The sequence below is a fragment of the Aminobacter sp. Y103A genome, assembly GCF_030294925.1.
In the GTDB taxonomy this organism is placed as follows: domain Bacteria; phylum Pseudomonadota; class Alphaproteobacteria; order Rhizobiales; family Rhizobiaceae; genus Aminobacter; species Aminobacter ciceronei.
Genome location: NZ_AP017986.1, coordinates 3,134,709 through 3,156,231, shown reverse-complemented (window position 1 = coordinate 3,156,231; position 21,523 = coordinate 3,134,709). Strand labels below are relative to the sequence as shown.

The 21,523-nt window shown below is 62.1% G+C and carries 19 protein-coding genes and 1 tRNA gene; 13 read left to right on the top strand and 7 right to left on the bottom strand.

The genetic code is table 11. From position 1 onward, the window contains the following. The first annotated feature begins 12 nt into the window (after window positions 1–12). The 4 genes from Amn_RS15430 (at window position 13) to Amn_RS15415 (ending at window position 3,506) form a co-directional block, all read left to right on the top strand. On the top strand, window positions 13–1,176 hold the full coding sequence (locus tag Amn_RS15430; protein ID WP_067961686.1) for an ABC transporter substrate-binding protein: 1,164 nt from the start codon (window positions 13–15) through the stop codon (window positions 1,174–1,176). 630 nt (window positions 1,177–1,806) lie between these two features. Continuing rightward, on the top strand, window positions 1,807–2,709 hold the full coding sequence (locus tag Amn_RS15425; protein ID WP_067961690.1) for an MEDS domain-containing protein: 903 nt from the start codon (window positions 1,807–1,809) through the stop codon (window positions 2,707–2,709). A gap of 21 nt (window positions 2,710–2,730) precedes the next feature. Then, window positions 2,731–3,030: a DUF982 domain-containing protein gene (locus tag Amn_RS15420; RefSeq protein WP_067961692.1), complete on the top strand. Its 300-nt coding sequence runs from the start codon at window positions 2,731–2,733 to the stop codon at window positions 3,028–3,030. 56 nt (window positions 3,031–3,086) lie between these two features. Further along, window positions 3,087–3,506: a hypothetical protein gene (locus Amn_RS15415; RefSeq protein WP_157097082.1), complete on the top strand. Its 420-nt coding sequence runs from the start codon at window positions 3,087–3,089 to the stop codon at window positions 3,504–3,506. 760 nt (window positions 3,507–4,266) lie between these two features. Here the strand turns inward: Amn_RS15415 and Amn_RS15405 are convergent. The 3 genes from Amn_RS15405 to Amn_RS15395 all read right to left on the bottom strand — a co-directional run bounded on the left by Amn_RS15405 (window position 4,267) and on the right by Amn_RS15395 (window position 7,676). Further along, window positions 4,267–4,341: transfer RNA gene (locus Amn_RS15405), tRNA-Glu, on the bottom strand. A 79-nt stretch (window positions 4,342–4,420) separates the two neighbouring features. Beyond that, window positions 4,421–5,560: a YcbK family protein gene (locus tag Amn_RS15400; protein ID WP_286290188.1), complete on the bottom strand. Its 1,140-nt coding sequence runs from the start codon at window positions 5,558–5,560 to the stop codon at window positions 4,421–4,423. Window positions 5,561–5,846: 286 nt separating this feature from the next. Next, window positions 5,847–7,676, bottom strand: coding sequence for a PHA/PHB synthase family protein (locus tag Amn_RS15395; protein WP_067961699.1), 1,830 nt, complete (start codon window positions 7,674–7,676; stop codon window positions 5,847–5,849). A gap of 144 nt (window positions 7,677–7,820) precedes the next feature. On the opposite strand from Amn_RS15395, the gene Amn_RS15390 reads away from it, so the two are divergent. The 5 genes from Amn_RS15390 to recJ all read left to right on the top strand — a co-directional run bounded on the left by Amn_RS15390 (window position 7,821) and on the right by recJ (window position 13,813). Beyond that, complete coding sequence (locus Amn_RS15390) at window positions 7,821–8,165, top strand: hypothetical protein (RefSeq protein WP_246670701.1); 345 nt, start codon at window positions 7,821–7,823, stop codon at window positions 8,163–8,165. Window positions 8,166–8,213: 48 nt separating this feature from the next. Then, window positions 8,214–9,431, top strand: coding sequence for an LL-diaminopimelate aminotransferase (locus Amn_RS15385; protein ID WP_067961704.1), 1,218 nt, complete (start codon window positions 8,214–8,216; stop codon window positions 9,429–9,431). A 52-nt stretch (window positions 9,432–9,483) separates the two neighbouring features. Next, complete coding sequence (locus tag Amn_RS15380; RefSeq protein WP_067961706.1) at window positions 9,484–10,800, top strand: homoserine dehydrogenase; 1,317 nt, start codon at window positions 9,484–9,486, stop codon at window positions 10,798–10,800. A gap of 191 nt (window positions 10,801–10,991) precedes the next feature. Beyond that, on the top strand, window positions 10,992–11,966 hold the full coding sequence (gene glpX / locus Amn_RS15375; protein WP_067961708.1) for a class II fructose-bisphosphatase: 975 nt from the start codon (window positions 10,992–10,994) through the stop codon (window positions 11,964–11,966). A 56-nt stretch (window positions 11,967–12,022) separates the two neighbouring features. After that, window positions 12,023–13,813, top strand: a complete 1,791-nt coding sequence (recJ, locus tag Amn_RS15370; protein ID WP_286290178.1) for a single-stranded-DNA-specific exonuclease RecJ — start codon at window positions 12,023–12,025, stop codon at window positions 13,811–13,813. Between the two features lie 13 nt (window positions 13,814–13,826). On the opposite strand, the gene Amn_RS15365 is transcribed toward recJ, so the two are convergent. The 3 genes from Amn_RS15365 to folE form a co-directional block, all read right to left on the bottom strand. Further along, a complete protein-coding gene (locus tag Amn_RS15365) occupies window positions 13,827–14,792 on the bottom strand; it encodes a patatin family protein (RefSeq protein WP_154384154.1) in 966 nt (321 codons plus the stop codon). Between the two features lie 84 nt (window positions 14,793–14,876). Then, the gene (hisI, locus tag Amn_RS15360) at window positions 14,877–15,332 is read right to left on the bottom strand and encodes a phosphoribosyl-AMP cyclohydrolase (RefSeq protein ID WP_286290174.1); all 456 of its coding nucleotides are present in this window, start codon (window positions 15,330–15,332) and stop codon (window positions 14,877–14,879) included. A 37-nt stretch (window positions 15,333–15,369) separates the two neighbouring features. Then, window positions 15,370–16,011 (bottom strand): GTP cyclohydrolase I FolE, encoded by a 642-nt coding sequence (folE, locus tag Amn_RS15355; RefSeq protein WP_286290172.1) that lies wholly within the window; start codon window positions 16,009–16,011, stop codon window positions 15,370–15,372. 235 nt (window positions 16,012–16,246) lie between these two features. Between folE and Amn_RS15350 the strand changes: the two genes are divergently transcribed. Further along, a complete protein-coding gene (locus tag Amn_RS15350; RefSeq protein ID WP_067961718.1) occupies window positions 16,247–16,675 on the top strand; it encodes an iron-sulfur cluster assembly scaffold protein in 429 nt (142 codons plus the stop codon). Here Amn_RS15350 and Amn_RS15345 read toward each other — a convergent pair. Then, the gene (locus Amn_RS15345; RefSeq protein WP_286290168.1) at window positions 16,657–17,598 is read right to left on the bottom strand and encodes a LysR substrate-binding domain-containing protein; all 942 of its coding nucleotides are present in this window, start codon (window positions 17,596–17,598) and stop codon (window positions 16,657–16,659) included. The two genes, Amn_RS15350 and Amn_RS15345, sit on opposite strands and share 19 nt — an antisense overlap. 355 nt (window positions 17,599–17,953) lie before the next feature. Between Amn_RS15345 and yidD the strand changes: the two genes are divergently transcribed. From yidD to thrS, 3 genes are all read left to right on the top strand, one after another. After that, entirely contained in the window at window positions 17,954–18,316 is a 363-nt protein-coding gene (gene yidD, locus Amn_RS15340; RefSeq protein ID WP_067961721.1) for a membrane protein insertion efficiency factor YidD, read from the top strand. Window positions 18,317–18,463: 147 nt separating this feature from the next. Beyond that, window positions 18,464–19,309, top strand: coding sequence for a class D beta-lactamase (blaOXA, locus tag Amn_RS15335; RefSeq protein WP_286290165.1), 846 nt, complete (start codon window positions 18,464–18,466; stop codon window positions 19,307–19,309). Between the two features lie 154 nt (window positions 19,310–19,463). Further along, complete coding sequence (thrS, locus tag Amn_RS15330) at window positions 19,464–21,440, top strand: threonine--tRNA ligase (protein WP_286290163.1); 1,977 nt, start codon at window positions 19,464–19,466, stop codon at window positions 21,438–21,440. Window positions 21,441–21,523: the final 83 nt, after the last annotated feature.

Below are 21,523 nucleotides of genomic sequence, written 5' to 3'. Positions count from 1 at the left end.
CGAGGACATGCAATGACAACGACCAACATTTCACGCCGCAGGCTGCTCCAGGTGGGAGCGGGAGGCCTGGTGACGAGCACGGTACTCGGAGGCAGCCTGTTCAAGCCGGGCATCGCATTCGCCAAGCCCTACGCCTCGCCATTCAACTGGATCTCGCCGCGCGGGACCATCGAGGTAATGGACGACTACCCCTATTGGGTGGCGAAGGAGATGGGCTATTTCGGCGATCTGGCTGTCGAGACGGCAATGCAGCCGGGGCCGTCGGATGGCACTGCCGTGGTCAAATTCCTGGCCGTCGAACAGGCCGACATTGGCTTCCCATCACCAGGCGTGCTGTCTTATGCCGTCAACAGCGGGATGGATCTGGTTTCGGTCTTCGGCAGCGGCAATCTCGACCTCTTCAACTTTGCCTTCCGCAAAGGCGAGGGCGTGCAGGATCTTGCCAAGATCGAGGGCAAGACTGTGCTGCTCGGGTCGGCCGCCTGGCAGTCGATCTGCGATCCGATGTTTGCAGCTGCCGGCGTTGACCCGAAGTCGATCAAGTATGTCGAAGCCGGCTGGCCAACCTGGACCACGGCACTCGCGAGCGGACAGGGCGATGCCTGCCTGGCCTGGGAAGGGTTGCGCGCCGACCTCTCGGCCAAAGGGCTCGACTTCGACTACTGGCTCGGCATGCGCGGCTCGCCGCTGCCGTCCAATTCGCTGGTCGTACGACGTGCCGACATCGAGGACCAGGACCGCCGCCACTTCCTCGCCCAATATCTCAAGGGTTGGGCCATGGGCAGCGCATTTGCCGACCGCAATCCAAGGGCCGCTGCCGACATCGTCTTCAAGGCACTGCCGACGACGAAAGCGAATTACGGCCCGCGCTATGGCACGGAGAGCCTCATGCAGATCCATCGCACCTTCAAGGGCGACATGGCGAAGCGGAAAGGCTGGGGCGAGCACGACATCCGGGGCTGGGACAGCTTCTTCAAAATCCTGAAGAAGATCGGCCAGTCGTCGATCGACATCGACACGGAGCGGTTCGTGACCAACGCCTTCATCGCCGATGCGAACAAATTCGATGTCGCGGCGGTGCATGCCGATGCCGACAATTATGCCCTGCCTGAGGATCTTGCCTCTATCGACATGGCCAAGGTCGAGGCCGGCTTCTACGGTAACGTCATCAACTGATCTCGACTGAGTACCGCGGTGGGCCCCGACCCGTCCAAGGCAGGGCCCGCCGCGCCGCCAAGCGATTCGAAGTCCACATCGATCCCGGCGTTGATGCGCTCGGCGCCGTCAGCGCGCCAGATCCTCGAGCAGCAGCGCCGCCGCCTCTGCACCATCGAGATGCGCTATCCGCGTCCCGATGACGATCGCGATGCTATGGCCCCTCGCTCCCTGTTCCGGTCTTGTGTGTGCCCGGATTTTCCTGCTGCACCCATGGAGCCGGATACGCCTTTGCAAAATCCTCGAGATCGCGGCGGCCATCTGGCATCCGGTCGGAATCCGCGAGCCATACGGTTGTTCATCGCAGTTCTTGGGGAGGCTTGTCAGCAATGGCCGAGGAGTTAGCGGGGAACCCTCTTCGCCGACGTGCGTTACAGTTCGAGCGGCTCCTAGTGAGTGCTATGAACCCGCGTCTTGCGCACAACAATTAGTTGAAATGGCCTTTAAATGCAGCCGCCTATTTATGGCCTAGGAGTACGAACGATAAGCGGTCGGCGAATATTGTACTGTTGATATTGTCAGGTTTACGCGTCTGGAAATGGTCGTTTACGTGGGGGTCCCCAATCTCGGCCGGACCCACTGGTGAGCCATATGAAATCTTCTGCTGCGCGCAGGGTTCAAGACGATCTGAAAGACACTGCTGGTCCGGCCCAAGCGCCACGCAATTCCGGCATCAGCTCCATAAGCGAAATCGCTTGGGGCACGCACATATGTGTTTTTTACGAGACAAAGCAGGACCTTCTGGACGCCAATTTCCTGTATCTAAAGGCAGGTTTGGAAGGCAACGAGTTCTGCGTTTGGGCGATCTCTGATCCGATCACGGAGGCGGACGCAAGGAATGCGCTGCGCCGGTCAGTCCCCGACCTTGATGAGCGCCTCGATGCGGGACAAATCGAGTTTATTGCAGGCACGGACTGGTATCTGCGCGGCGGCGAGTTCGATTTGCAGCGGATTACCGGGGGGTGGCACAACAAGCTGCGGCTCGCATTGGCCAAGGGCTACGAGGGGATGCGTGTGAGTGGAAACGCATTCTGGATTGGCACCAACCATTTTCAGGAATTCACGGAGTACGAGCGCGAACTGGACCGATCGCTCGCTGGCCAGAAGATGGTTGTTCTCTGCACGTATTCCCTTTCGGAAAGTCGGATCGTCGACCTGCTTGATGTAGCCCGCGCCCATCAGTTTACCATCGCCAGGAGGTGTGGCGAATGGGAGTTCCTGGAGACTCCTGGACGCAAGTTCACCAGGCAAACAAAACAGGAAGTAGCGGAGGTCAATGGCGATATCTGCTCCAAGTCCTTTCCGGGGCACGACACGCTCACATCGAGGGAGCGAAACGTCTTGGGCGAACTCGTGAGGGGTTGCTCCAGCAAGGAAATTGCTCGCCAGCTAGGTATCGTTCCTCGCACCGTTGAGTTCCATCGAGCCAATCTGCTCAAGAAGGTAGGTGCGAGGAGTACAATTGACCTCGTCCGGATTGTCCTCGGGGAATAGCGCATTCCAGCTTTGATCATAATGGGAACTGGAGCCTGCGGGCTCCACAGAAGGCGAGGTTGTGAGTTGGAGGATGAACCGTTCGATACTCCGGTCTTGGTTCAGCTTGGCGCCGTAGACGAGATACGCTCTGTAGCCTCCACTCAAGAAGCAGCCGAGTACCTGCTCTTCCGGTGGCCACGAGCAACTGGACCTAATTTCGTCACCGCGACCGAGGCTTGTCTCGCTGTCCTGCAAGGGACCAAAGAGACGTCCCATGCCAGGTCTGCATTCGAGGAGGCTGCAAGAGAAGTTGGCATTCTGATCGTCAGCAAGATGTAGTGAAAAACTCTGCTCGTTCGCTCGTAATTGCCTTGTAAATTGTAGGAATTGCGTACATGCCTTCAAAGGATGTAAATAAATGCCAAAGTTGGGTGTGGAGAGAAGTCAATTGTGAGGTAGAGTTGCTTTTCCCAGCGCGTGGCGTGCGCGAAATACACGGAGCGAAGTTTCGACTCATACGACTCTCTGAAGGGGGTGCATCCGTTCGTGTCGGCGGCATGAGAACCATCCCGGATTTCTTCTACCTGAGATTCAATAATGATGAGGGGACCTCTGGTTGCCACATCGTTGGAAGGTCTATCGATACCATCCACTGTGAATTCTTTCGCGAAAAGACTCGAAGCGAGGTCGATCGCATCATAGCTGAGGGAGAGTTCATCTCCGTTCTTGGCTCATTGTCGGGGGACAATGGTGATCAGACGCAGCAAGAAGACTTGCCGTTCGACGTCTGGCAACTTTTTGACAAGCTGTATTAGTCACCATCAGCCGCATTCGAGTTCCTGCTCGAGTTATGTTGAACGCCCGCCCAAGTCTCCGACGGATGGCGGCCGGGCCTGTGTGTGAACTGAGCTTGTCTATTATCGCGATGTAGCCGGGACCAGCCGGGGTTCTGAGCAACAAATTGCTCATTAGGCGGCGCCACAAGAGCGTGCTGTCAACGCGCCTGCCTAACATTGGTGGCTTGGTCACGATCCAAAAAAGGTCCGCGTTAACTTAAGCCTTCGGCCGTCAGCGCTGCTCGCCTCGTTCGTCTTCGCCGCCGCCGGAGACAGCGGCTCGACCGGTCTGCCGATGCGGGAGGCGCTGCGGGCAGAGCTCGCACGGATGCAGAGATCGGTGGCGCAAAGATCGGCGATCAGGCGATGGTCGATGCCCTTTCCCCCGTTCTCGTGGCTTTCGACGTTAGCCTCGCCGCCGCGGCCTCGGCGGCCCGCAAGGGCGCGAACTTCACCACAACCCAACCCGCGCCAAGGCCGGCCGCGCCGCCTGGCAGATCGAAGGGCACGTCGATCCAGCCATGACGGCTTTGCGCCTTAGCCATTATGAGGCGAGGGAGAGGCCGTAGCCGTTCGTGGCTCTGCTTCTCGTTCGGTAGCGGCGTGCATTGACAGGCGGTCAGTTGGACCTGCCTTGAATACAGACATGTGCCGTCGGGCATTACCGAGAGCGAGACGATGCGTGCAAGAATTGCAGCTGCCGCGTCTTCCGAAATGCTCAAAAAATGTGGAGAAAACCTGGTACGCCCAAGGGGAATCGAACCCCTGTTACCGCCGTGAAAGGGCGGTGTCCTAACCGCTAGACGATGGGCGCGCTCAGGTGAGGCGGTGTATAGTTGGCTTGTTCGAGACAGGCAACCCGTCTTTTTGCTGCGCCGCGAAATTTTTTCGACTTATCCACGGCGACGGCCGCAACGCCAGTTCCAGTCGCGTTCCGGGCCGACGTCGATGTGGACGGAATTGGTGTGGCAATAGGTGCCGACACCGCCGCGGCCAGGCATGGCGCGCAGATACGTCGCCAGTTCCCACTTGCCGACGCCGGGAATCTGGATGTCGGCTGCCGCGCAATACATGTGCTGCGAATTCTTGGCGCCGCGGGCGCGACGGTTGCGTTCCGGGTTGCGATAGCCCGATGTCACGATCATCTTCTTGCCGTAGTGCTGCTCGGCGGCCTTGAGGATGCGCACCAGCGACGGCTTCAGGCAGGCGACATCGACGCTTTCATGCTGCTTGAGCAGCCCGTTAGGCGCGAGGCGCGCCATGCCGGCAGCCGATGCCGTCTGGTACAGTTCTGGATCCTCGTCCTCGTGCAGGTCGACGTCGCTGTCGTCGTTGAGGCCGGACTTGCGCTTGATTTCGAACAGATCGGTGGTGCGCACGCCCGGCAGCGCCCAGTTCGAATCGCCGCCCGACGAGCCGCCCAGCGACGCAAGCTCCACCGGCTTTGCTTCAGTTTTTGCCGAGGCCAGCGTGATGATCGGCTTGGCCTTTTCCTCGGGTGCCTTCGGCTTGGTTTCAGACGATTCGTCGCCCATCGCGATCAGCGGCCTTGCCTTCTGTTCGGCGGGCGCAGGTGCTGCCTTGGCAGATGAAGAGCCGAACAACGAGGCGAACAGCCCCTTCTTCTTGGGCGCCTCTGGTTCGGCTGCCGGACCATTGGTCAGGATGAAGCCGGTATCCTGCTGCACCGGCGGCTTGGCCGGTTTTGCGTCCGCAGCCTGGGAAGCGACAGCTGCTGTCTTCGGCTGCTCCGCTGTGGCTGCCGTCGCGACCTGCTGCGGCTGTTCGGCACTGGCGATGGCGACTTCCGCTGCGTTTTCGCTTCCCGGCTTGATCAGTGGGACATAACCGACCTGGTCGGGCAGGGCAGTGTCGGCTGCCGTGCTCATCGTTGCCTGGGCCACTGATGTGGCTGGGGCGCCTGCTGCGGTCACGGATTGGGCAGTGGTTGTTTCGGTGGTCGTTGCGGCGTTGGCCGCAGGATTTGTCAGGTCGAAATTCGGCTCGCCCGTCGAGGAGCAGGACACGCTCATGAGCGAAACCAGCACGGTCAGCGCAACGCCGCAGCGCCGGTCTGCGAATCGCAGTCGTCCTGACGTCAAACCGGATCCCCTCTCATGCACTGCAGGCCAACGATTACGCTTGGCGATTGAAATCGAACATCTACGCAACCCCGCTTCCGCAGAAGAAGCGGCACTCAAACTTGTGGCAATGATCCCCCAGTAAGCGGGCTAGGCGCCAATTAAGGCGAGATCATGATAGGCGCCATGTTTTCGCCCTCTTGGTAAAGGGCGTCAATTCAATGCCTGTGACAGCTGGTTACACGCGTACCTTTACATAGCTGCCGGGCGCATCCTCTAGCACGCGCCCGCTTATGCCAGGCTTGCGTGCCGCAACGCGGGTGTCGTCCTTGGCTTCGATCCAGCGCTGCCAGTGCGGCCACCACGAGCCCGGCGTCTCGGCAGCGCCCTTGAGCCATTCGTCGAAATCGCCTGATGGCTTGCCTCCCGACCAAAACTGGTACTTGCCGGCGGCGGGCGGATTGACCACGCCGGCGATGTGCCCAGAGCCGCCGACGACATAGTCGACATCGCCACCGAAATACTGGCAGCCGAGGAAGACCGAGCGGGCAGGGGCGATGTGATCCTCGCGCGCAGCGAGGTTGTAGACCGGAATGGTGACGTCGGCGAGCGAGATGGTTCGGCCGGCCAGCTCCATCCTGCCTTGCGACAGGTTGTTCTCGAGATAGCAGTTGCGCAGGTAGAAGGAGTGATTGGCCGCTGCCATGCGCGTCGAATCGGCATTCCAGTAGAGCAGGTCGAACGGCGTCGGCTCCTTGCCGCGCATGTAGTTGTTGATGACATAGGGCCAGATCAGGTCGCCCGAGCGCAGCATGTTGAAGGCCGTCGCCATCTTGGTGCCGTCGAGATAGCCCTTGTCCTTCATCGCTCCTTCGAGAGCCTTGATCTGATCCTCGTCGACGAACACCTTGAGGTCACCGGCATAGGTGAAATCGACCTGCGTCGTGAAGAAGGTGACCGATTGGATGCGGTGGTCACCTTCCTGTGCCAGCAGAGCCAATGCTGCCGCCAGCAACGTGCCGCCGACGCAGTAGCCGATGGCGTTGACCTTGGTTTCTCCCGTCGCCTGCTCGACGATGTCGAGTCCATATTGCAGGCCTTCGCGGATATAGGCTTCCCAATCCTTCAGGCCGTGGCGCTGGTCTGGATTGATCCAGGAGATGACAAAGACCGTGTGGCCCTGCTCGACCGCCCACCGGATGAAGGATTTCTGCGGGTTGAGGTCGAGGATGTAGAACTTGTTGATCCATGGCGGGCAGATCAGCAGCGGCCGCTTCAGCACCTTGTCGGTGGTCGGCGTGTACTGGATGATTTCCGCGACGTCGCTGCGGCCGACGACCTTGCCCGGCGTGGTGGCGATGTTCTTGCCGATCTCGAAGCCGCTGTAGTCGGCCTGCCGGAGCTTGAGGTCGCCCTTGCCGGCCGAAATGTCCTCGGCAAACATCTTCATGCCGCGCACCAGGTTCTCGCCGTTGCTGGCGACGGTTTCGCGAAACAGCTCCGGATTTGTGAGGATGAAATTGGACGGCGAAATCGCGTTGGCAACCTGCTTGACGTAGAAGCCGGCCTTGTGGCGGGTGTGCTCGTCGAGACCGTCGGCATGGTCGACGAGGTCGCCGGCCCAGCGCGCAGTCACCAGATAGGCCTGCTTGAGGAAATCGAAGAAGGCGTTGCGGCCCCATTCGGGATCGAGGAAGCGCTTGTCGCCGCGTTCTGGCTTGACGGCGTCGTCGACCTCGTCGCCGCCCATGCGCTGGATCGACTTGCTCCACACGTCGAGATAGCCGGAGAACAATCGGGTCTGCGCTTCCAGCGCGCGTTGCGGGTCGGACAGCCAGTATTCGCTAAGCTTGGAGAAGGTCTTGACCATGTCGGCCATCGGCTCGGCGACGGTGTCGCGCACCTCGCCCTTCTCGCGCGGTTCGGCCCAGGCGGAGGCTGCCTTCCCGGCCTGCTCGATCATGCGGGCCATGTTGAGCGCAAAACGTTCCGGATCTTTGACGAGGTATTGCTCGACGGAGGAGGGGGTATCGCCACTCTGCTTGTCCGAATCGTCTACCTTCGCCATGGTTCTTGCTGGTCCTCCCAAAGCGCCCATTGTTGACATAGTATCATGTGACGTCTTACCGGGTCCAACGCGCTCTACCGCGCCTGTCGGGGAAACTTTATGACATATAGTGTTGGTCGGAATGTTTTTTTCTGCTCCCGCGTGATGTTGTCCGCGGGCGTGCTGGCATTGGCCATTGCCGCTGCCGGCTGCACCAGCACGACCAGCGCCGACAGCAGCGCTGCACCGGCAACCGGACGTGGCGCGCAGGATACCGGCACCTACCCCAATCTCAACATTGCGCCTGAGGTGGCCGCCGCCCAGTTCACCGAGGACCAGAAGGCCGCCAAGCTGGCCGAACTCCAGGCTGCCAGACAGCGCCAGGGCGCCAAGGCCGGCGCAGGCGGTGGCAATTCGGCGGCGATGACCACGCTTGCCAGAAAGCACGGCGACGACACGCTGAAGGCCATCGAAGGCAAGTGCGAGACTATCGACCCCGCCTGCAATTGAGTGTATATCGCGCACGCATCGCCGAGCCCCCGTTTACCTGGAACTGACATGGAAGAATTTCACAAGGTCCGCCGCCTTCCGCCCTATGTCTTCGAGCAGGTCAACCGGCTGAAGGCCAGCGCCCGTTCGCGGGGCGCCGACATCATCGATCTTGGCATGGGCAATCCGGACCTGCCGACGCCGACCGCCATCGTCGACAAGCTGTGCGAAGTGGTGCGCGACCCGCGCACCCACCGCTATTCGTCGTCGCGCGGCATTCCCGGCCTGCGCCGCGCCCAGGCCAATTATTATGCCCGCCGCTTTGGCGTGAAGCTCAATCCCGATACCCAGGTCGTTGCGACGCTGGGCTCGAAGGAAGGCTTCGCCAACATGGCGCAGGCGATCACCGCGCCTGGCGACGTCGTGCTGTGTCCGGATCCGACCTATCCGATCCACGCTTTCGGTTTCATCATGTCGGGCGGCGTCATCCGCTCACTCCAGGCCAAGCCGGATGATGGCTTCATTCCGGCGCTCGAGCGCGGCGTCCGCCACTCGATCCCCAAGCCGCTGGCGCTTATCCTCAATTATCCGTCGAACCCTACGGCCTTCGTCGCCTCGCTCGACTTCTACAAAGACGTCGTGGCGTTTGCGAAGAAGCACGACATCATCATCCTGTCGGATCTTGCCTATTCGGAGATTTATTTCGATGGCAATCCGCCGCCCTCGGTGCTGCAGGTGCCGGGCGCGATCGACGTCACCGTCGAGTTCACCTCGATGTCGAAAACGTTTTCGATGCCGGGCTGGCGCATGGGCTTTGCCGTCGGCAACGAGCGCCTGATCGCCGCACTGACCCGCGTGAAGTCTTACCTCGATTATGGCGCGTTCACGCCGATCCAGGTGGCGGCAACTGCCGCGCTCAATGGCGACGGTGCCGACATAGCCGAGGTGCGCGAAGTCTATCACAAGCGCCGCGACGTGATGGTCGACTCGTTCACCCGTGCCGGCTGGGAAATCCCGGCGCCGGCGGCGACGATGTTTGCCTGGGCACCGATCCCGGAGCCGTTCAAGCATCTTGGTTCGCTCGAATTCTCCAAGCTGCTGATCGAACATGCGGACGTGGCTGTCGCTCCCGGCGTCGGCTTCGGCGAGCACGGCGACGACTATGTGCGTCTGGCGCTGGTCGAAAACGAGCACCGCATCCGCCAGGCAGCACGAAGCATCAAGCGCTTCCTGCAGACCACAGCCAAACACCCCAACAACGTGGTTCCGCTCGCAGCCCATCGCTGAGCGGCACCGCGCCACATTCCCAGAACGATTGAAATAAAGAGGCGCCGCGACCATGGCTGAAGCATTGCGTGTTGGAATTGCCGGTCTCGGCACGGTCGGTGCTTCGGTGGCGCGTGTGCTGCGCGACAAGGGCGCCGAGCTCACCCGGCAATGCGGTCGCGAAATCGTCGTGACCGCCGTTTCCGCCCGCGACCGCAGCCGTGATCGCGGTGTCGACCTGAGCGGCGCGCAATGGTTCGATGATCCGATCGAGCTGGCCGAGAAGGCCGACATCGACGTCTTCATTGAATTGATCGGCGGCGACGAAGGTGCTGCGCGCGCCTGTGTGCGTGCCGCGCTCGATGCCGGCCGCCATGTCGTGACCGCCAACAAGGCGCTACTCGCCAAGCATGGCGTGGCACTGGCCGAGGTCGCCGAGAAGAAAGGCGTACTGCTCAACTACGAAGCGGCCGTTGCCGGCGGCATCCCTGTCATCAAGACCATGCGCGAGGCGATGGCGGGCAACAGCGTCAATCGCGTGTTCGGAATCCTCAATGGCACTTGCAACTACATCCTGACGCGCATGGAAGCCGAAGGCCTGACCTTCGAGGCATGCCTCGCCGACGCCCAGCGCCTGGGCTATGCCGAGGCCGACCCGACCTTCGACATCGAGGGCAACGACACCGCCCACAAGCTCGCCATCCTGACCAGCCTGGCATTCGGCTCGAAAATCGCTGCCGACGACATCTATCTCGAAGGCATCTCCAACATCACCCAGGCCGACATTCGCGCAGCGGCTGAACTCGGCTACCGCATCAAGCTGCTTGGCGTTGCCCAGCGCACCGAAAGCGGCATCGAGCAGCGCGTGCACCCGACAATGGTGCCGACGGCATCCGTCATCGCCCAGGTCCACGGCGTCACCAATGCGGTGGCGATCGAAACCGACATTTTGGGCGAGCTGCTTCTATCCGGCCCCGGCGCCGGCGGCAACGCCACGGCGTCGGCCGTCGTCGGCGACATCGCCGACATCGCCAAGAGCCGGCCCGGCTTCCAGCACGGTCCGGTGTTCGGCCGTCCGGCCAAGGAACTGAAGCCGTACAAAAAGGCGCAGATGCGCAGCCATGCCGGCGGCTACTTCATCCGCCTGACCGTACATGATCGCATCGGCGTCTTCGCAGCGATCGCCAAGCGCATGGCCGACAACGACATTTCGCTGGAATCGATCGTCCAGCACGCCAATGGCACCGAAGGCGGCATCGCCCAGAAGACCGTCATCCTGGTGACCCACGAGACCACGGAAGCTGCCGTGCGCAAGGCCGTCGACGGCGTGACCAAGGACGGTCACCTGACCGACAAGCCGCAGGTCATCCGCATCGAGCGCGCCGGCTGAGCAGGCGTCTAGGTCAGGGGCGCAATTGTGCCCCCGGCCAGGCAGTCAAGCCGCAATTCCCTTTCAATCGATTGATATTGTTTCGCTTTCGATAAACCGGGCAACAGGTCTTGCCGTTGTCATGCGGGTTTGACAATAAGAGCCGGCCCGGTTTGGGCGCTCCGAACTCATCGACTTCAGGACCCAGTATTATGGCGAAAAGCGTTGTAGCCGGCCTCGACCGGATTCTCACCATGGAACTCGTGCGCGTCACCGAGCGGGCCGCCGTGGCTGCAGCCAGGCTGCGCGGACGCGGCGACGAGAAGGCCGCCGACCAGGTTGCCGTCGACGCCATGCGCCAGGAACTGAACCGCCTTGCCATCAACGGCACGGTCGTCATCGGCGAAGGCGAACGCGACGAAGCTCCGATGCTCTACATCGGCGAGGAAGTCGGTTCCGGCGGCCCCGATGTGGACATCGCGCTCGATCCGCTCGAAGGCACCACCATCTGCGCCAAGAACCTGCCCAACGCCCTTGCCGTCATCGCCATTGCCGAAAAGGGCAGCCTGCTGTTTGCGCCTGACGTCTATATGGACAAGATCGCCGTCGGCCCGGGTTATCCCGAGGGTGTCATCGACATCGACGCCTCGCCGGCCGACAACATCGCCAGCGTCGCCAAGGCCAAGGGCGTGCCGGTCGAAGAAATCACCGCCTGCATCCTCGACCGTCCGCGCCATTCCAAGCTGATCGAAGCCGTGCGCGAGACCGGTGCTGCCATCCGCCTGATCGGCGACGGCGACGTGGCCGGTGTCATCCACACCACCGATCCCGAGGAAACCGGCATCGACATCTATCTCGGCACCGGCGGTGCGCCCGAAGGCGTGCTGGCTGCTGCTGCGCTGCGCTGCACCGGCGGGCAGATGCTTGGACGCCTGATGCTCGACACCCCTGAGAAAGTTGCGCGCGCGGCCACCATGGGCATCACCGACCCCAAAAAGGTCTACCGCGTCGAGGAGATGGCGCGTGGCGACGTGCTGTTCGCTGCCACCGGCGTCACCGACGGCAACATGCTTGCCGGCGTCAAGTTCGGTCGTGACTCGATCACCACCCACACGATTGTGCTGCGCTCGTCGTCCAAGACCGTGCGTGAGATCAAGGCACGCCACCAGGATCTGGAAAAATTCTGATTACGCGCCTGTTGCGGTCGCCTATGGTCAATCCGAAGCGGGTGGACCTCAACTGAATGGCGACTGAAAAGCGTAACTTTCTCGGCGTAAGGCGTTCGGCCACCGGTGTTTCCTGGGAACATCGCCTGACCGAACGCCAGGACATGCTGGCGCTCGCCATCGCCCAGGGGCATGGCGTGCCCGACATCGTCGCCCGTGTGCTTGCCGGCCGCGGCGTGCTGCCCGAGGACACCGAGCGTTTCCTCGACCCCACCATCCGCGACCTGTTGCCCGATCCGGCCTCGCTGACCGACATGGACAAGGCGGCATCGCGCCTTGCCGACGCGGTGCTACGCAGGGAAAAGGTCGCGATCTTCGGCGACTATGACGTCGACGGTGCCTGTTCGTCGGCGCTGGTGAAGCGATTTCTCACCCATTTCGGCATCGAGTCCGAGATCTACATTCCCGACCGCATCTTCGAAGGTTACGGCCCGAACCCGGATGCGATGCGTGAGCTTATCGGGCGCGGCGCGAGCCTGATCGTCACCGTCGACTGTGGTACCAACAGCGCCGCCTCCATCGACGCAGCCAACGAGGCCGGCGCCGATGTCGTGGTGCTCGATCATCACCAGGTCGGCGGCGCGCTGCCGAATGCCGTGGCCGTGGTAAATCCGAACCGCGACGACGATCTCTCCGGCCAAGGCCATCTCTGCGCTGCCGGCGTCACCTTCCTGGCCCTGGTGCAGACGGCAAAGGTGATGCGCGCGCGACTGCCTGACGCGCCGCGTCCCGATCTGCTCAAGCTGCTCGACCTTGTGGCACTTGCGACGGTCGCCGACGTCGTGCCGTTGACCGGCGTGAACAGGGCCTTCGTCGTCAAGGGGCTGCAGGCCATGCGCCAGCAGAACAATGTCGGGCTGACGGCACTCGCCCGCGTCGCGCGCATAGGCGAGCCGCTCAACACCTTCCACCTATCCTTCCTGCTCGGCCCGCGCATCAATGCCGGCGGGCGCATCGGCGACGCTGCGCTCGGCAGCAAGCTGCTTGCCACCGACGATCCGGTCGAAGCCGGAACCATCGCCGAAACGCTCGACCGCCTGAACCAGGAGCGCCAGGCGATGGAAACGGAGATGCTGGCCGAGGCACGCGCCGAGGCCGATGCCGAAATCGGCGCCGGACCGGGCCCGGCCGTGTTGGTCACCGCGAGCACCACATGGCACCCTGGCATCGTTGGCTTGCTGGCATCGCGTCTCAAGGATCACGCGCGCCGCCCGGCTTTTGCGATTGCCTTCAACCCGAATGGCGTTGGCACAGGGTCAGGCCGTTCCGTGTCCGGTTTCGACCTTGGCCGGCTGGTGCGCGAGGCGGTCGAAGCCGGACTGCTGGTCAAGGGTGGCGGGCACGCCATGGCGGCCGGCATCACCGTTGAGCGCGCCAAGCTGGGCGAGTTGCGCGCCTTCTTCGAACAGCGCGCCGCAGCCGACGTGTTCCGCCTGCAGGATGAGGAAAGCCTGAAGATTGACGGTGCGCTGGCCGCGGAAGGCGCGACGCTGAACCTCGTCGACGCGCTGGAGAAAGCAGGACCGTTCGGGGCAGGGCATGTGCCGCCCGTTTTCGTCCTGCCAAGGCATCGCATCGCCGATGCCAGGCTGGTCGGCTCCGCACATATACGCATCGACCTGCGTTCGGAAAGCGGCGGCAAGGTCCAGGCGATGGCGTTCAGGGCGGCAGAGACGCCACTTGGCGATTTCCTGTTCCGGAACCGCGACCGTGCAATACACGTCGCCGGCTCGATTTCGGTCAATCATTGGAATGGCAGCCGCACGGCCCAGTTCAGGATCGTCGACGCGTCGCTGGCCGGTCCTTGACCGAGAATTGGTCTTAGCCGAGAACCGCCTGAAGCCTCAGGATCTCTTCCATCTGCGCCTTTGTCGCCTCGTAGCCGAGCCGGATGGCCTCGTCGGCGCGGTGGAATTCGGACAGGCCGATCAGGCCGAGCTTGGGCTGGATCGACAGATCTGGCGGATCGCCGGCCAGCCGCGCGCGGGAAATGCGATCCTGGATGATGTTGAACGCTTCGACCATGACACCCGTGATGCCGAGCCGTGCCTCGCGCTCGCTTTGAGCGGAGTTCTCTCCCGGTGCAGCCGGACGCTCGACCACCAGTTCGCCAGCGCTATGCTTGATCACTGCCGCGCGGCCGAACAGGTCGTAGTGCAGGTTGACCGCAACGACCAAGGGCTGCTCGTTGGCGCGGCAGACCGAAACCGGCACGGGATTGACGAGCGCGCCGTCGACCAGCACGCGGCCGTTGCAGGTGACCGGCTCGAACACGCCGGGCAGGGCGTAGGACGCCCGCATCGCCTTGATCAGCGAACCGCTCGACAGCCAGATCTCGTGGCCGGTGCGGATTTCGGTCGCAACGCAGACGAAGGGTTTCGGCAGATCCTCGAAGGTGATGCTGCCCATGTGCTGCTGCATGCGAGAATCGAGCTTCATGCCGCCGAACAGTCCGCTGCCGCCGAGCTTGAAGTCGAACAGTCCGAAGATACGGCGCTTGGTCAGGCTACGGGCGAATTCCTCGAGCTGATCGAGCTTTCCGGCGAGATAGCAGCCACCGACGAGGGCACCGATCGAAGTGCCGGCGATCATGTTGATGCGGATGCCGGCTTCATCAAGCGCGCGCAGCACGCCGATATGGGCCCAGCCGCGTGCAGCACCGCCGCCGAGCGCCAGTGAAATGCCGTTCTGTCTTGCTGTTTCGGGAACGTTCGAGCTTGTGCCGGAAGAAAAGCCATTGGCTTCCCGGACGTTCTGGCGCGCATAGAATGACGCCCATTCGAGCATCGCACACTCCTTGTTCCCAAATACAGACTACTCCCGACCCGTATTAAAATCGTGAATCTCTGTGTTCTGGAACAGGTAGCCGGTTCACGTTTTCTTGCGGTAGGTCTCGTCGACATCGAACAGCGGATCGCTGCCGTCCGCGCTGAGCGTCGCGACACTGCCTTGTCGTCCCACCGTCCGATAGAAACAAGAACGCCGGCCGGTGTGACAGGTTGCGTCGTGGCCGCTCACTTTTACCTTGAGCCACACCGCGTCCTGGTCGCAGTCGGTGCGAATCTCCTGGACGTGCTGGAAATTGCCCGAGGTTTCGCCCTTCTTCCAAAGCGCGTTGCGCGAGCGCGACCAATAGTGGGCGATGCCGGTCTCGATCGTCAGAGCCAGCGCTTCGGCATTCATGTGCGCGACCATCAAGAGCATGCCGTCGGCGGCGTCGGTCACCACGGCGGTGACCAGGCCGTTGACGTCGAAACGTGGCGAGAACAGCTCGCCCTCTTCGAGGGAGCGCTTGTCGTTGGGAGCTTCGGGAAACTGCAAAGTCATCGCCGGGGTCCTAAGTCGGGGCTCCGGCGAAGCGGGATCAGATCCCGCCGCCGCCGGCTCGTACCATGGTCACGAACCGGACCTGTTCTTCGGGGGTATCCCGGAAAACGCCGGTGAATGTGGAGGTCAGGGTCGTCGAACCCTGCTTGCGGATGCCGCGCATGGCCATGCACATATGCTCGGCCTCGATCATCACGGCGACGCCGCGCGGGTTTAGCACGTCCTGGATGACACCGGCAATCTGCGCCGTCATCGCTTCCTGCGTCTGCAGGCGGTGGGCGAAGATATCGACGACGCGGGCGATCTTGGAGAGACCGACGACCTTGCCATCCGGCAGATAGCCGACATGAGCCTTGCCGATGATCGGCACCATATGGTGCTCGCAATGCGAATGGAACTTGATGTCACGAACGATGACCAGGTCGTCGTAGCCGGCGACTTCCTCGAATGTGCGGCCAAGCTCGTCGGCCGGGCACATGTCGTAGCCATTGAACATTTCACGGAAAGCCTTGGTCACGCGCTTGGGCGTGTCGATCAGGCCTTCGCGCTGTGGATCGTCGCCGGTCCAGCGCAGGAGCACCTTCACAGCGGCTTCGACCTCCGCCTCGGTCGGGCGGTCGGTTGCATGCTTGTCCATATAGGCTGATTGCGGCATCAGCTTCTTCGCTACGGCATCCATATCAGGCGTCTCCAGTAGTCCCTGTCAGAGCAGGGACGAGTTGAACGGACACAGCCACTTTAGGGACCACCGGAACGAGTGCCGTACCCAAAGCTGCTTATCTTGCTCAAATCCCGATGCCTTTTCAGCTCCTTGTCGGGAGGCGAGCGCCACCATTATATATGGGTGAAGACGACGATTGGAAGATGCGTCAGCGACAAGAGTTGTTCATCACACGCACTCAGAGTGAAAAAAGTTGATCGACGACATCTATAACACGAAAATTCTCGGTTTCGCCGGCAATATCGGCCGGCTCGGCCGGCTCGATCACCCCGATGCGACGGCGACAGCACATTCCAAGCTGTGCGGGTCGACGGTCACGATCGATCTGGCGATGAAGGACGGTATCGTCACCGACTTCGCGCATGAGGTGAAAGCCTGCGCTCTGGGCCAGGCGTCGTCATCGATCATGGCCGAGCATGTCGTCGGCGCCAGCGCCGATGAATTGCGCGCCGTGCGCGACACGATGCTGCGCATGCTCAAGGAAGGCGGCACGCCGCCGGAGGGCAGATTCGGCGACCTGAAATATCTCGAGCCGGTGCGCGACTATAAGGCGCGGCACGCCTCGACGATGCTGACCTTCGACGCCGTGGTCGACGCCATCGGTCAGATCGAGCGCAGGTAGGCTGACGCCAGGCAGTTGTCGAGAATCTCGAGGCTTTCGGTGAATTCGGTCTTGATCCACTCGGCGAAGCACTGTGCCGGCTCGGACAGCTTGGCCAGGTTCTTCGCCACCAGCCAGTAGCCGCCGCAGACGACGTTGGTCTCGAACGGCTTGACCAACGTTCCTGCCTGAAGCTCCTCGTAGACCAGCAAAAGGTCGCCAAGGGCGACACCGTGGCCGAGCATCGCCGCCTGTTTCGACAGTGCCGCGTCGGCCAGCAACGGCCCGCGCTCCGGGACGGATGCCTCGTCGGCACCCGCCGCCTCGAACCAGCGTGCCCAGCCCTGGCGGTTTTCCTCATGCAACAGCGTGTAGCGGCGCAGGTCGGCAGGGGAGTCCAGTGGCGGGCCGGACGCCAGCAGCGCCGGCGACAGGATTGGCGAATCGACGACCATCCCCAAAAGTTCCGACTCGCTGCGCGGCCACGAGCTGTTGTGCGCGCTGAAGCGCAAGGCGAGCTCGGCCTGGTCGCTGCGGAAATCGATCAGGCGCGGGTCGACATCGAGCGCGATCTCGATGTCGGGGCGCATCTCGCGAAACTTGTTGAGGCGCGGCAGGAGCCAGCTGGCAGCCAGCGCCGGCTCGGCACTGACGCTGACCACTGAAAGGGAAGGCCGTGTCGCCAGTTCAGAAAGCCGGCGGTCGATGTCGTCGAAGCTCTTGACCAGCTGCTGCAGCAATTTCTGGCCCGGCTCGGTCAGTTCGACACGACGGTGATAGCGCACAAACAGCGGCTGGCGCAGGAAACTCTCCAGCTCGCGGATCTGGCGGCTGATGGCCGCCTGGGTGACAAACAGCTCGTCGGCTGCACGGCTGAAACTCAGGTGCCGCCCGGCTGCCTCGAAACTTCTCAATGCCGTCAGCGGAAGCCGCCCGCGGTTCATTCGCATAATCTCAAGTTATCCAAGCTGGACGTTATACTCGTTTGAAGAGCACGGCTAGAGGCCGTCTAATCCTCCGACACAAGGAGGAAAAACCATGCCAACGCTCTTCAACGCCTACGCAGAGATGTTCCGCATCGCGACCTTTCAGTGCGACCATGCCATCCAAAGAACGAAGTGCTGCGACGCCGACCGGCTTCAACTCGACGCTCCGCAACGGCGGTGCCCCCACCGCGGGGCGAAGCTTGGCTGGAATGCGTGACACGGCGCCGCAGCGGCGAGGTGGTAGATGCCGAACATTGCGTCTGCATGGCGGAATGGACATCTATAGCGAATAGATTCCGATCCGGCGGAGACGATGGACCACGGACATGACCAATCACGCGGCACCGCCGCGCGCGGCCGCAACTGGGCCGGGCCGTGGCGCAAGACGCCCGGCCGAGTGCTCGGCACCTCGTTGGTCCGGCTTTACCAGCTGACGCTCTCGGGCTTTATCGGCAATTCATGCCGGCATCTGCCGACCTGTTCGGAATATGCGCATGAGGCGATTGCGCGCCACGGCTTGTGGGCCGGCGGCTGGATGGGCCTGTTTCGCGTCCTGCGTTGCGGCCCCTGGGGCACCCATGGCATCGACCGGGTGCCGGAGAGCCTTGCCGCGCCCTATGCCTGGTACCTGCCGTGGCGCTATTGGCTGATTGGTCGACGTCCATCGGGGCATTGAAGTGGATGCAGCGCGCGCCGCATATCAGTTAACGCCGATATTTTCCGGTTTACCGTTTGATCAGGCTAAGACAGTTCCGTCCAAGTTGAGCCATATTCGAGACAATTGCCGTCCATAGTCCTTTGGCGCCAACCGACAGAGGATGTCATGACAGTGCTTGCTTCGTTTCGTCGATCTTCGATCTTCGCTTTCTTTTCTCTGCTTGCAGTGCCTATTGCCGCGGCGCAGGCGGCCGCCAATGATCCGGCGCTCAAGCCGGTGTTCGAATGCACGCTGATCGTCGATGCCCAAAGCGGCGCCACCTTGCGCCGCGATGGTACCTGTGACCGGCGCGTGAGCGCGGCATCGACGTTCAAGGTGCCGCTGGCGCTTATGGGCTACGATGCTGGCATCCTCACCGACGCGCATACGCCGCGCTGGGACTACAAGCCCGAGTTCAATGCCATCAAACGCGATCACAGGCCTGTCGATCCGACGATCTGGGAAAAGGATTCCGTCGTCTGGTACTCGCAGCAGATCACCCGCAAGCTCGGCAACGAGCGCTTTGCCGGCTATGTCCAGAGCTTCAACTATGGCAATGGCGACATCACGGGCAATCCGGGCAAGAAGGATGGCCTGACCCACTCGTGGCTGAGCTCGTCGCTGCAGATTTCGCCAGATGAGCAGGCGGCATTCATCAGGCGTATTCTCGATCGTAAGCTTTCGGTCTCGGCCAAGGCATACGACATGACCGGCCAGATCCTGCCTGCCTTCGACGCCGGCGACTGGAAGGTCCAGGGCAAGACCGGCACCGGCTGGCTGACCAACAAGGCAGGCGCCCAAAATCGCACCAGGCCGTTTGGCTGGTTCGTCGGTTGGGCCGAAAAGGACGGCCGGAAGGTCGTCTTTGCCAGGCTGTTCGTCAACGAAGGCAAGAGCCCGGTACTCATGGGACCAAAGGTGCGCGCCGACTTCCTCACCGACCTGCCAGGGTTGATCAAGTCGGCCAACTAGTTCCAGGCTCCTCCGAAATGACGCAGCGGCGCTCGAAGCGTCGCTGTTTGGCTTTACGAGCCAGAAAACTCCCCCTAAAAGACCCCTCGCTGCCGGACGCATCCGGTTTTTTTACCACCCGCGCTCGTTTGCGGGACTGGATAGGAGAAGAGCTTTGTCGAATTCCGTTTCCCTGACATTCCCCGATGGTTCCGTCCGCGACTACGACGCGGCAATGACTGGTGCTGCATTGGCCGAGTCGATCTCGAAGTCGCTGGCCAAGAAGGCGGTGGCCTATGCCGTCGACGGCACCGTGCGCGATCTTTCCGATCCGCTCGGCAAGTCCGGCAAGGTCGAGATCGTCACCCGCGACGACCCGCGCGCGCTCGAGCTGATCCGCCACGACACCGCGCATGTGCTGGCGGAAGCCGTGCAGGAACTGTGGCCCGGAACCCAGGTCACCATCGGCCCTGTCATCGACAACGGCTTCTATTACGATTTCGCCCGCAACGAGCCTTTCACGCCGGAGGATTTCCCGGCGATCGAAAAGAAGATGCGCGAGATCATCGGCCGCAACAAGCCGTTCACCAAGCAGGTCTGGTCGCGCGACAAGGCCAAGCAGGTGTTCCGCGACAAGGGCGAGGCCTACAAGCTCGAGCTGATCGACGCGATCCCCGAGGACCAGAACCTCAACATCTACGCCCAGGGCGACTGGTTCGACCTGTGCCGCGGCCCACATATGGCTTCGACCGGTCAGATCGGCAGCGCCTTCAAGCTGATGAAGGTCGCCGGTGCCTATTGGCGTGGTGACAGCAACAACCCGATGCTGACGCGCATCTATGGCACGGCCTGGGCTGACCAGGCCCAGCTCGACCAGTATCTGCACATGCTGGAAGAGGCAGAGAAACGCGACCACCGCCGCCTCGGCCGCGAGATGGATCTGTTCCACTTCCAGGAGGAAGGTCCGGGCGTCGTGTTCTGGCATGCCAAGGGCTGGAAGATGTTCCAGAACCTGGTCAGCTACATGCGCCGCCGCCTCGACCAGCAGGGCTACCAGGAAGTCAACGCGCCGCAGGTGCTCGACAAGAGCCTGTGGGAGACCTCGGGCCACTGGGGCTGGTATCGCGACGCGATGTTCAAGGTGACGGTTGCTGGTGACGACACCGACGACGACCGCGTCTTTGCGCTGAAGCCGATGAACTGCCCGGGTCACGTGCAGATCTTCAAGCATGGCCTGAAGTCGTACCGCGACCTGCCGGTCAAGCTCGCCGAATTCGGCAACGTTCACCGCTATGAGCCGTCAGGCGCGCTGCACGGACTGATGCGCGTGCGCGGCTTCACCCAGGACGATGCGCATATCTTCTGCACCGAGGAACAACTCGCCGCCGAGTGCCTGCGCATCAACGACCTGATCCTGTCGACCTATGCCGACTTCGGTTTCAACGAGATTTCGGTGAAGCTGTCGACGAGGCCCGACAAACGCGTCGGCTCCGATGAGGCATGGGATCACGCCGAAGAGATCATGGGCAATGTGCTCAAGACCATCGAGGCGCAGTCCGGCAACCGCATAAAGACGTCGATCAATCCGGGCGAGGGTGCCTTCTACGGCCCCAAGTTCGAATACGTCCTGCGTGATGCGATCGGCCGCGAATGGCAGTGCGGAACGACCCAGGTCGATTTCAACCTGCCCGAACGCTTCGGCGCCTTCTACATCGGCTCGGATTCCGAGAAGAAGCAGCCGGTCATGGTCCACCGCGCCATCTGTGGTTCGATGGAACGTTTCCTCGGCATCCTGATCGAGAACTATTCGGGCCACTTCCCGCTGTGGTTCGCGCCGCAGCAAGTGGTGGTGACCACGATCACCTCGGACGCCGACGACTATGCGCGTTCGGTCGCTGCCAAGCTCAAGGCCGCCGGCCTGTCGGCCGAAGTCGACCTGCGCAACGAAAAGATCAACTACAAGGTCCGCGAGCACTCGCTGGCCAAGGTTCCGGTCATTCTTGTCTGCGGCAAGCGCGAGGCGGAAGAGGCGACCGTCAATGTCCGCCGTCTCGGTTCGCGCGACCAAGTGTCGATGGGCCTCGACGAGGCAATCGCTGCTTTGCGTGACGAGGCGATGGCGCCGGACAGGCGCCGCGCGCTGACCGCTTGAGACAAACAGGCCTACGCCTGAGACAAACAAGAAGGGCGGCTCGATGCCGCCCTTTTCAGTTCAGAGGTCCGGAAGTCAGGCGA

What these genes read in the sequence shown, in the direction of transcription:
- Amn_RS15420 (WP_067961692.1), top strand. Translation starts at nt 2,731, where the DNA reads ATGGGAACTGGAGCCTGCGGGCTCCACAGAAGGCGAGGTTGTGAGTTG.
- Amn_RS15380 (WP_067961706.1), top strand. Translation starts at nt 9,484, where the DNA reads ATGGCTGAAGCATTGCGTGTTGGAATTGCCGGTCTCGGCACGGTCGGT.
- Amn_RS15390 (WP_246670701.1), top strand. Translation starts at nt 7,821, where the DNA reads ATGTTGTCCGCGGGCGTGCTGGCATTGGCCATTGCCGCTGCCGGCTGC.
- Amn_RS15400 (WP_286290188.1), bottom strand. Translation starts at nt 5,560, where the DNA reads ATGAGCGTGTCCTGCTCCTCGACGGGCGAGCCGAATTTCGACCTGACA.
- Amn_RS15365 (WP_154384154.1), bottom strand. Translation starts at nt 14,792, where the DNA reads ATGCTCGAATGGGCGTCATTCTATGCGCGCCAGAACGTCCGGGAAGCC.
- blaOXA (WP_286290165.1), top strand. Translation starts at nt 18,464, where the DNA reads ATGACAGTGCTTGCTTCGTTTCGTCGATCTTCGATCTTCGCTTTCTTT.
- Amn_RS15430 (WP_067961686.1), top strand. Translation starts at nt 13, where the DNA reads ATGACAACGACCAACATTTCACGCCGCAGGCTGCTCCAGGTGGGAGCG.
- folE (WP_286290172.1), bottom strand. Translation starts at nt 16,011, where the DNA reads ATGGATGCCGTAGCGAAGAAGCTGATGCCGCAATCAGCCTATATGGAC.
- Amn_RS15395 (WP_067961699.1), bottom strand. Translation starts at nt 7,676, where the DNA reads ATGGCGAAGGTAGACGATTCGGACAAGCAGAGTGGCGATACCCCCTCC.
- recJ (WP_286290178.1), top strand. Translation starts at nt 12,023, where the DNA reads ATGGCGACTGAAAAGCGTAACTTTCTCGGCGTAAGGCGTTCGGCCACC.
- glpX (WP_067961708.1), top strand. Translation starts at nt 10,992, where the DNA reads ATGGCGAAAAGCGTTGTAGCCGGCCTCGACCGGATTCTCACCATGGAA.
- yidD (WP_067961721.1), top strand. Translation starts at nt 17,954, where the DNA reads ATGGACCACGGACATGACCAATCACGCGGCACCGCCGCGCGCGGCCGC.
- Amn_RS15385 (WP_067961704.1), top strand. Translation starts at nt 8,214, where the DNA reads ATGGAAGAATTTCACAAGGTCCGCCGCCTTCCGCCCTATGTCTTCGAG.
- Amn_RS15345 (WP_286290168.1), bottom strand. Translation starts at nt 17,598, where the DNA reads ATGAACCGCGGGCGGCTTCCGCTGACGGCATTGAGAAGTTTCGAGGCA.
- Amn_RS15415 (WP_157097082.1), top strand. Translation starts at nt 3,087, where the DNA reads ATGCCTTCAAAGGATGTAAATAAATGCCAAAGTTGGGTGTGGAGAGAA.
- Amn_RS15425 (WP_067961690.1), top strand. Translation starts at nt 1,807, where the DNA reads ATGAAATCTTCTGCTGCGCGCAGGGTTCAAGACGATCTGAAAGACACT.
- hisI (WP_286290174.1), bottom strand. Translation starts at nt 15,332, where the DNA reads ATGACTTTGCAGTTTCCCGAAGCTCCCAACGACAAGCGCTCCCTCGAA.